7 protein-coding genes are annotated in these 8,739 nt (G+C 64.4%); 4 read left to right on the top strand and 3 right to left on the bottom strand.

All coding sequences use genetic code 11. The annotated features are described in order from the left end of the window. The 3 genes from EOB49_RS31175 to EOB49_RS31165 form a co-directional block, all read left to right on the top strand. The coding region (locus EOB49_RS31175) for an ABC transporter ATP-binding protein (RefSeq protein WP_245472909.1) at positions 1-703 on the top strand (703 nt) is incomplete at its 5' end. Further along, positions 700-1,449, top strand: coding sequence for an ABC transporter ATP-binding protein (locus tag EOB49_RS31170; RefSeq protein ID WP_127383237.1), 750 nt, complete (start codon positions 700-702; stop codon positions 1,447-1,449). The genes EOB49_RS31175 and EOB49_RS31170, both read left to right, overlap by 4 nt. A gap of 100 nt (positions 1,450-1,549) precedes the next feature. Beyond that, a complete protein-coding gene (locus tag EOB49_RS31165; protein WP_127383236.1) occupies positions 1,550-1,798 on the top strand; it encodes a hypothetical protein in 249 nt (82 codons plus the stop codon). A 12-nt stretch (positions 1,799-1,810) separates the two neighbouring features. Here EOB49_RS31165 and EOB49_RS31160 read toward each other — a convergent pair whose 3' ends face one another. From EOB49_RS31160 to EOB49_RS31150, 3 genes are read right to left on the bottom strand one after another with little or no spacing between them, the layout of a single operon-like run. After that, complete coding sequence (locus EOB49_RS31160; protein WP_127383235.1) at positions 1,811-4,906, bottom strand: efflux RND transporter permease subunit; 3,096 nt, start codon at positions 4,904-4,906, stop codon at positions 1,811-1,813. Continuing rightward, positions 4,903-5,982 carry an efflux RND transporter periplasmic adaptor subunit gene (locus EOB49_RS31155; RefSeq protein ID WP_127383234.1) on the bottom strand — a complete coding sequence of 360 codons (1,080 nt, stop codon included), beginning with the start codon at positions 5,980-5,982 and terminating at the stop codon, positions 4,903-4,905. The genes EOB49_RS31160 and EOB49_RS31155 overlap by 4 nt, the downstream gene beginning before the upstream one ends. After that, a complete protein-coding gene (locus tag EOB49_RS31150) occupies positions 5,979-7,118 on the bottom strand; it encodes an efflux RND transporter periplasmic adaptor subunit (RefSeq protein WP_127383233.1) in 1,140 nt (379 codons plus the stop codon). Before EOB49_RS31150 ends, EOB49_RS31155 begins: the two co-directional genes overlap by 4 nt. 247 nt (positions 7,119-7,365) lie before the next feature. Here EOB49_RS31150 and EOB49_RS31145 point away from each other — a divergent pair, with 247 nt between their 5' ends. Next, positions 7,366-8,643: a 4-aminobutyrate--2-oxoglutarate transaminase gene (locus EOB49_RS31145; protein WP_023811424.1), complete on the top strand. Its 1,278-nt coding sequence runs from the start codon at positions 7,366-7,368 to the stop codon at positions 8,641-8,643. Positions 8,644-8,739 lie beyond the last annotated feature (96 nt).

Raw genomic sequence — 8,739 nt, 5'->3', positions numbered from 1 at the left:
GGGAAAATCGCAAACCGGCCGCGCCATCATGGGCCTGACGCCGCCGCAGGCCCGGATATCGGCCAACAAGCTCGCCTTCGACGGCATCGACCTGCTCAGCGTCTCGCCGCGCGAACGTCGGAAGCTGCGCGGCAAACGCATCGCCATGATCCTGCAGGACCCGAAATATTCGCTCGACCCTGTCATGAGCATCGGCCGCCAGATCGTCGAGACGCTGCGCACCCATGAAAAGGTCGGCAAGGCCGAGGCGCGCGACCGCGCATTGGCCATGCTGGAGGCGGTGCAGATCCGTGATCCCTCTCGCGTCTTCAACCTGCATCCGCATGAAGTTTCGGGCGGCATGGGCCAGCGCGCCATGATCGCCATGATGCTGATCGCCGGTCCGGAAATGATGATCGCCGACGAGCCGACCTCGGCGCTCGACGTCACCGTGCAGCTCGATGTGCTCGGCATTCTCGACCGGCTGGTCAGTGAGCGCGGCATGGGGCTGATCTTCATCTCGCACGATCTGCGTCTGGTCTCGTCCTTCTGCGACCGCGTCATCGTCATGTATGCCGGCAAGGTGGTAGAGCAGCTCAAGGCGTCCGAACTCGGCCATGCCCAGCATCCCTACACGCGCGGCTTGCTCAATTGCATGCCCAAGATCGGCGCCGACCGCCACCCGCTGCCGGTGCTCGACCGCAAGCCGGAGTGGGCGGCATGACTTCCGCGATTGCCGTCGACAGGCTGGAAGTGATCTTCGACCGTTTTCGCGCACTGAAGGGCGTCAGCCTCGACGTGCAGCCGGGCGAATCCTTCGGCCTGGTCGGTGAATCCGGCTCCGGCAAATCGACGCTGCTGCGGGCCATCGCCGGCCTTGCACCGGTCGCTTCGGGCGGCATCGCCGTCAACGGCAAGACGCTCGGCGCACGCCGCGACAAGGCCTTCTACCGCGAAGTGCAGATGGTCTTCCAGGATCCGTACGGCTCGCTGCACCCACGCCAGACCGTCGACCGTCTGCTGCAGGAGCCGCTTGCCATCCATGGCTTTGCCGACGGCGAAAAGCGCATCCAGCGGGCGCTCGACGAGGTCGGCCTCGGCAACGGTTTTCGGTTCCGCTATTCGCACCAGCTCTCCGGCGGCCAGCGCCAGCGCGTGGCGATTGCGCGTGCACTCATTCTCGAACCGTCGATCCTGCTGCTCGACGAGCCGACCTCGGCGCTCGATGCCTCGGTGCAGGCGGAAGTGCTCAACCTGTTGGAAGAGGTACGCAAGCGGCGCAAGCTGACCTTCCTGATGGTCAGCCACGACCTCGCCATCATCACCCATATGTGCGAGCGGCTGATGGTGATGCAAAGCGGCGAGGCGGTGGAGAATCTGGTGGCGGCTGAACTTGTCGAACGCCGCGTGACCAAGGATTACACGCGCAATCTTTTGCGGGCCAGCGATGGGTTTGTGAGAACCGCCTGAATTCGTTTTCTCTTTTGCGCCGAAATTTGCGGATCCGCCCAATCTCGCGGTGTTGTCGGACAAGAGCCTATTTAAACGTGGCGACTGGATCGCATACGTTGTGCATGAAGATGACGACGACGACAGCTACAACGACGAAGGTGGCAGTTGGCAATTCTACAGTAGCGACATTCGAGATTGGGATGAACGCGAGATAATGCTCGTAGGCCTGCAAGAGGTGGTTCAACTGGATGAAACCATCCTGGAGTTGGCCGATTTGCCGAAAGGTTGGCGTGCTTGGCGCGCCTCGAAATCGTCGCCATGGCGGCGCGCCAAGTCACGCCCCGTACCCTCCAACGATAACGAGTGACCTGCCAAAGCCTTAAGTCTGGGCTTGCACCGGTTCGCCGCTCTCCACGGGTGGCTCTTCCTGGGCTTTCGGCTCCTTGATCCTGAACCACGTCACATAAAGCGCCGGCAGGAACAGCAACGTAATCGCCGTGCCGGCAATGATGCCGCCCATCATGGCATAGGCCATCGGGCCCCAGAACACTTCACGTGCGATCGGGATCAGCGCCAAGCTGGCGGCGGCGGCCGTCAGCGCGATCGGCCGCATGCGGTGTTCCGTCGCTTCGATGACAGCGGCCCAGCGGTCCTTGCCTTCCCGGACGAGATCCTCGATCTGCACGATCAGGATGACCGAATTGCGGATCAGGATGCCGATCAGCGCCAGCACGCCGAGGATGGCGACGAAGCCGAGCGGTGCTCCGCTCGGCACCAGGGCCGCCACCACGCCGATCAGGCCGAGTGGCGCCACCGCCACCACCAGGAAGAGGCGCTGGAAGCTTTGCAATTGCACCATCAGGATCGTCGCCATGACGAACAGCATCAACGGCACGACGGCGGCGATCGGTCCCTGGCTTTTGGCACTCTCCTCGACCGAGCCGGCGGTGGCGATCGAATAGCCCGGCGGCAGCTTGGCGGTGAAGGCATCGACCGACGGCTTCAACTCGTTGACGACGGTGGCCGGCAGCACGTCGCCGACCAGTCCGGCGCGCACGGTGATGGTCGGGATGCGGTCGCGTCGCCACACCGTTGGCTGCTCCAGATCGTAGCGGAAGTTGGCGACGGCCGCGAGCGGGATCGCCTCGCCGGTACTGGTCGGCAGCTGCATGTTCTGCAAGGTTTCGATCGAGCCGCGTTCGGACCCACGCGAGCGCGCCACGACATTGATCAGGTAGGTGGCGTCGCGCACCTGCGTGATGGTGGCGCCGCCGACCGTACTGTTCAGCGCGCTGGCGATGTCGGAGGAGGTGATACCGAGCTGGCGTGCCTTGTCCTGCAGCACGTCGACCCTCAGCACACGCTGCGGCTCGTTCCAGTCGAAGGTCGGCGCGGCAAGTTTTGGATTGGCGGAGATGACACCGGCGAATTGCTGCGCCAGTTCGCGCACCGTCTGGATGTCGGGACCGCCGACGCGATATTGCACCGGGCGGCCGACCGGCGGTCCGAGTTCGAGCGGCTTGACGAAGGCGTCGGTGCCGACGAACTCCTCGCGCAGCAGTTTTTCAAGCGCCGGCTTGACCCGGTTGCGGGCCGCGATGCTTCTGGTGACGATGACGGTCTGGCCGAAATAGGGGTTGGCCGGCTGCACGTCATAGGCGAGCACGAAACGCACCGCGCCCTGGCCGATATAGGACGAAAAATGGTCGATGTCGGGATTGCCGACCAGCGCCCGCTGCTCGAACCGCTCCATCTGGTCGCGCGTATCGGCGATCGAGGCATTCTGCGGCAGGTTCCAGTCGACGATCAGCTCCGGCCGGTCCGATGGCGGAAAGAACTGCTGCTGCACCAGCCCGAAGCCGGCGATCGAGCCGGCAAACAAAAGCACGGTGACGATGATCGTCAGCCAGTGATGTCGCACCGAGCCGACAAGCACGCGCCGGAAAAGCGAGGTGAAGCGGCCAGGCTGGTCGTGATGCTTGGTTTTCATCGTCGCCGGCAGGATGGTGACGCCGAGCAGTGGCGCAAACAGCACCGCCACGACCCATGACACCAGCAGCGAAACGGCGATGACCACGAACAGGGTGAAGGTATATTCGCCGGCGGCGCTGTTGTTGAGGCCGATCGGGATGAAGCCGGCGACCGTCACCAGCGTACCGGTCAGCATCGGAAAGGCGGTCGATGTGTAGACATAGGTCGCCGCCTTGCGCAGATTGTCGCCGACCTCCAGCCGCGCCACCATCATCTCGACCGCGATCATCGCGTCGTCGACCAGAAGCCCGAGCGAGATGATCAGCGCCCCCAGGGAAATACGCTGCAGCGAAATGCCGAGATAGGCCATGACCGTGAAGGTGATGGCCAGCACCAGCGGGATCGACAGCGCCACGACGAAGCCGGCGCGCATGCCGAGGCTGATGAACGACACGGCGAGCACGATGGCGACCGCCTCGAACAGCGCGCGCGTAAAGCCCGAGACGGCCTCCTCGACGATGACCGGCTGGTCGGCCACCAGATGCACGCCGACACCGACCGGCAGGTCGGCCAGCACCTTGTCCATCTCCTTGTGCAGCGCCTCGCCGAATTCGAGCAGGTTGGCGTTGGGTTTCATGCCGATGGCGAGCCCGATCGCGTCCTGGCCGTTGAAGCGGAATAGCGCCGTAGGCGGATCGACATAGCCGCGCGTGATCGTCGCCACGTCGCTGAGGCGGAAGAAACGGTCATCGACGCGCAGATTGATGGCGCGCAGGCTGTCCTCGGAGGTGAACTGCCCGCCGACCCGCACGCTGATGCGCTCCGGCCCGGACTGGATGACGCCGGACGGCGTGATCGCGTTCTGCGCCTGCAGGCTCGCCACGATCGCTTGCTGGTTGAGGCCGAGGGCGGCGATCTGGCGGGTCGAGAATTCGAGATAGATCGCCTCGTCCTGGGCGCCGACGAGGTCGACCTTGCCGGCGTTGGGCACGGTCAGGATTTTTGTTCTGGCGTCCTCGACATAGTCGCGCAGCTGGCGCGGCGTCAGCCCGTCCGACGTAAAGGCATAGATGTTGCCATAGACGTCGCCGAAGCGGTCGTTGAAGAAGGGTCCCTGCACCCCCTGCGGAAACTGCGCCTGGATGTCGTTGACCATGTTGCGCACCTGAATCCAGTTCGGCACGACATCGCGTGCTTTGGTGGTGTCCTTCAGGTTGACGAAGATGACGGTCTGGCCGGCCGTGGTGACGGATTTGGTGTAGTCGAGGCTGTCGAGTTCCTCGAGTTTCTTCTCGACACGGTCGGTCACCTGCTGCACGGTTTCCCTGACCGAGGCGCCCGGCCAGTTGGCCTGGATGATCATCGTCTTGATGGTGAAATTGGGGTCTTCTTCACGGCCGAGATTGAGGTAGGAGAACACGCCAGCCACGACGAAGACAAGCATGAAATACCAGACCATGGAGCGGTGGTTGAGCGCCCAGTCGGAGAGATTGAAGCCTTTCATGAGGCCCCTCCCTCAGGCACTGTCACCTTCTGGCCTTCGCTCAGGCTGTGGACGCCCGCCGTGACAACACGCATGCCGGCCTCCAGCCCCTCGGCCACCGTGAAGGTGCCGCCATTCTTCGACGTGACCTTTATGTCGCGTGCGTTCACGCTGGATGTCTGCGGGTCGACGATCCACACTTTCGCGGCACCATTCTTTTCGAACAGCGCCGACATGGGCAGTTCTATCGTCGGTGCCACCTTGGTCACGCGGGTCGCCGTCACCGTCGAGCCGAGCCGGAAGGCCTGTGGCGGATCCGTGAGCGTCAGCTTGACGCGCCGCGTGCGGGTCGAGCCCTCGGATTGCGGTGCGATCTCGCGCAGCTTGGCCCCGGTCTGGATCGTAGGCAGCGACTGCAGGATCACCTGGAAGGGCGTGCCGGCCTCAAGATCACCGGTCAATTGATCGGGAATGTCGACCACCGCCTCGCGCAGGTCCGAACGCGCCACGGTGACGACGGTCTGGCCGGGCGAGACCGTCTGGCCAACTTCGGCGCCGACCGCGGTGACGACACCGTCGAAATCAGAGAACAGCCTGGCATAGCCGAGCTGTTCCTGCGATTTGGCAAGCGAAGCCTTGGCCCGCTCGACACCTGCCTCCGCAGCTTTGCGCGCCTGCTGCGCGGCATCGAAGACAGCTTGCGTGGCGTTGGCCGAGGCGAGCAACTGGCGCTGCCGTTCCTCGCTGGCGGCGGCGTTGGCGAGCTGCGCCTCGGCATTGGACAGTTCCGCCTTGGCCGCCTGGAGGCCCAACTCCAGTGCGGTCGGATCCAGTGCCGCTATCGTCGTGCCCTTGCTGACGATGTCACCGACCTGGACGTCGCGCGAGACGACCCGGCCAAGCAGGCGGAAGGCCAGGTCGGCGCTGACCTGCGGTTCGACGGATCCGGCAAAACCGAAGATTTGCGTGGTGCGCGGCTCGATCACCATCGACAGCACCGGTCGGACGATCTCGGGCGGCTTTTCCTCCGACTTGGAGCAGGATGCCAGCGCGCCGAGCATGAGCACGCCGAGCAGGATGCGTGGCGTCCGGCTCATTGGCCCGCTCCCGATATCTCGATCGTCTGTCCAGGGCTGAGCAGCTGTCCTCCAGCGGTGACGACGCTCTGGCCCGCGTCCAGCCCCTTGGCGATCACGACCGTGCCCGAATTGAACGCCAGCACTTCGACCGGCGCCATCGTCACTGCCTTGGTCGAGGGATCGACGATCCAGACCGCCGGCTTGCCGCCGCTGGACGTCAGCGCCTGCCAAGGCAGCAGGATCGCCTTCGCCGGCTTGGCGCTTACCGTGCCGATGACGGCTGCCCCAAGCGGCATGCCGGCGGGCGTGTCGGGAATGGCGATTTTGACCCGGATCGAGCCCGAAGCCGGGTCGACCGCAGGCGAGATTTCGCGGACCTTGCCCGTCGCCCTGACCTGCGGATCGGACAACAGCGTGATCGTCACCGCAGGCGATGCCGGTGTCTTGGCGATCAGCGTCTCCTGCACATTGAACACGGCGTCGCGGTCACCGTCCTCGGCGACGGTGAAGACGGTTTGCGCGGCTTGCACCACTTGGCCGGTTTCGACTTGGCGGGCGGTGATCACGCCGGCGGCGCCGGCCTTGAGCTCGGTGAAGGACAGGTTTTGCTGGGCGTTGGAGAAAGCGCTCTGCGCGGCATCGACGCTGCCTTGTGCCACCTTCAGGGCCTGGTCCGCGGCGTCATAATCGCGCCTGGTGGTAAAACCCTGGGCGAGCAGCGTCTTCTGCCGTTCGAAGGCGGCGGCGGACTGGGTCAATTGCGCCTGCGCCGCGTCGAGATCGGCCTGCGCTGAGCGCAAATCGGATTCCTGCTCCTGCGGATCGATCCGGGCGAGCACCGTGCCTTGACCGACATGCTGGCCGACATCGACAAACCGTTCGGCGACGCGACCACCGACCCGGAACGACAGATTGTTCAGCGTACGCGCCGCGATCACCCCGGTCAGCGAGGTTCTCGGCGCATAGTCGGCCATCGCCACGGTTTCGGTGCGCACCATGACCGGCAATTTCTTGTCCGCCGCCTCCTGCTTCTGGCAGCCGGTTAGCAGAAGAGCCGCCGTGCAAGCGAAAAGCACCGAGGCGATCGGACAAGAAAACAGGCAGGGGGTTTTGACCGACGGCCGCGAGACGGACGATGTCGCGTTCCTGCTCATGGACTCCCCCAGCCCCGTGGGCGGCTAGCGCGGATCGCGAGACCTCGCGGATATCTGGAGGATAGTCGATCCCCGGGAAAAGGAAACCGGTGTCGTACGTGTATCGGGCAACTGGTTAAGCGCCGGGATCCACCTGTCGCAGGCCCAATCGCCTGCCGGTGGTGCCGACTTGAGGAAAACGTGAAATAAGGTCAGAAGACGTCTCAACGGCATCAACAGGACGGGCGCCGGCCCGGTGAGGGATACGATGAAGAATTCAGCCATTTCCGAACGCAAGAACCAATCGATTTCCCGCGGCGTCGGCATGACCACGCAGATCTATGCCGACCGGGCTGAAAATTCGGAAATCTGGGATGTCGAGGGGCGTCGCTATATCGATTTCTCCTCGGGCATCGCCGTCGTCAACACCGGGCATCGCCATCCCAGGGTGATCGAGGCGGTCAAGGCACAGCTCGACCGCTTCACCCACACCTGCCACCAGGTGGTGCCCTATGAGAGCTATGTGCGCCTGGCCGAACGGCTGAACGGCATGCTGCCCGGCAAGTTCGAGAAGAAGACGATCTTCGTCACCACCGGGGCGGAGGCGGTAGAGAACGCGATCAAGATCGCCCGCAATGCCACCGGCCGTCAGGCGGTCATCGCCTTCGCCGGCGGCTTCCATGGCCGCACCTTCATGGGCATGGCGCTGACCGGCAAGGTCGTGCCCTACAAGGTCGGCTTCGGCGCCATGCCGGGCGACGTCTATCATGCGCCGTTCCCGGTGCCGCTGCACGGTGTCTCGGTCGCCGATTCGCTGGCGGCCCTCGACCGGTTGTTCAAGGCCGATGTCGATCCGGCCCGCGTCGCAGCCATCATCATCGAGCCGGTTCAGGGCGAAGGCGGTTTCTACGACGCGCCGCGTGACTTCCTGGTTGCGCTGCGCAAGCTTTGCGACCAGCACGGCATGCTGCTGATCGCCGACGAAGTGCAGACCGGCTTTGCCCGCACCGGCAAGATGTTTGCGATGGATCACCATGAGGTGGCCGCAGACATCACCACCATGGCCAAGAGCCTGGCCGGCGGTTTCCCGCTGGCCGCGGTCACTGGCCGCGCCGAAATCATGGATGCGCCCGGCCCCGGCGGGCTCGGCGGCACCTATGGCGGCAGCCCGATCGGTGTTGCCGCCGCGCACGCCGTGCTCGACGTGATCGAGGACGAAAACCTGTGCGACCGCGCCAACACGCTGGGCGCAAGGCTGAAGCAGCGGCTGCAGTCGATCCGTGACGACGTGCCCGAGATCGTCGACATCAGAGGCCTCGGCTTCATGAATGCGGTCGAGTTCAACGACGTCAAGAAGGGCCTGCCGTCGGCTGAGATCGCCAATGCGATCCGGTTGAAGGCGCTCGACAAGGGCCTGATCCTGCTGACCTGCGGTGTCTACGGCAACGTCATCCGCTTCCTGGCGCCGATCACCATCCAGGACGAGGTCATGAACGAAGCACTCGACATCCTGGAAAGCTCGATCCGCGAAGTCTGCGCCGCCTGAACTTCTACCCTCCCCTTGTGGGGAGGTCGGACCGTAGGTCCGGTGAGAGTACAGGCACGGCCGCCCCAATTGCGTCTGCGACACCACCGCTCGATT

It is taken from the genome of Mesorhizobium sp. M7A.F.Ca.MR.148.00.0.0 (assembly GCF_003997735.1).
Classification (GTDB): Bacteria; Pseudomonadota; Alphaproteobacteria; order Rhizobiales; family Rhizobiaceae; genus Mesorhizobium.
The sequence above is the reverse complement of the archived record's forward strand: the minus strand, read 5'-3'. Positions and strand labels throughout refer to the sequence as shown.

What these genes read in the sequence shown, in the direction of transcription:
- EOB49_RS31150 (WP_127383233.1), bottom strand. Translation starts at nt 7,118, where the DNA reads ATGAGCAGGAACGCGACATCGTCCGTCTCGCGGCCGTCGGTCAAAACC.
- EOB49_RS31160 (WP_127383235.1), bottom strand. Translation starts at nt 4,906, where the DNA reads ATGAAAGGCTTCAATCTCTCCGACTGGGCGCTCAACCACCGCTCCATG.
- EOB49_RS31155 (WP_127383234.1), bottom strand. Translation starts at nt 5,982, where the DNA reads ATGAGCCGGACGCCACGCATCCTGCTCGGCGTGCTCATGCTCGGCGCG.
- EOB49_RS31145 (WP_023811424.1), top strand. Translation starts at nt 7,366, where the DNA reads ATGAAGAATTCAGCCATTTCCGAACGCAAGAACCAATCGATTTCCCGC.
- EOB49_RS31170 (WP_127383237.1), top strand. Translation starts at nt 700, where the DNA reads ATGACTTCCGCGATTGCCGTCGACAGGCTGGAAGTGATCTTCGACCGT.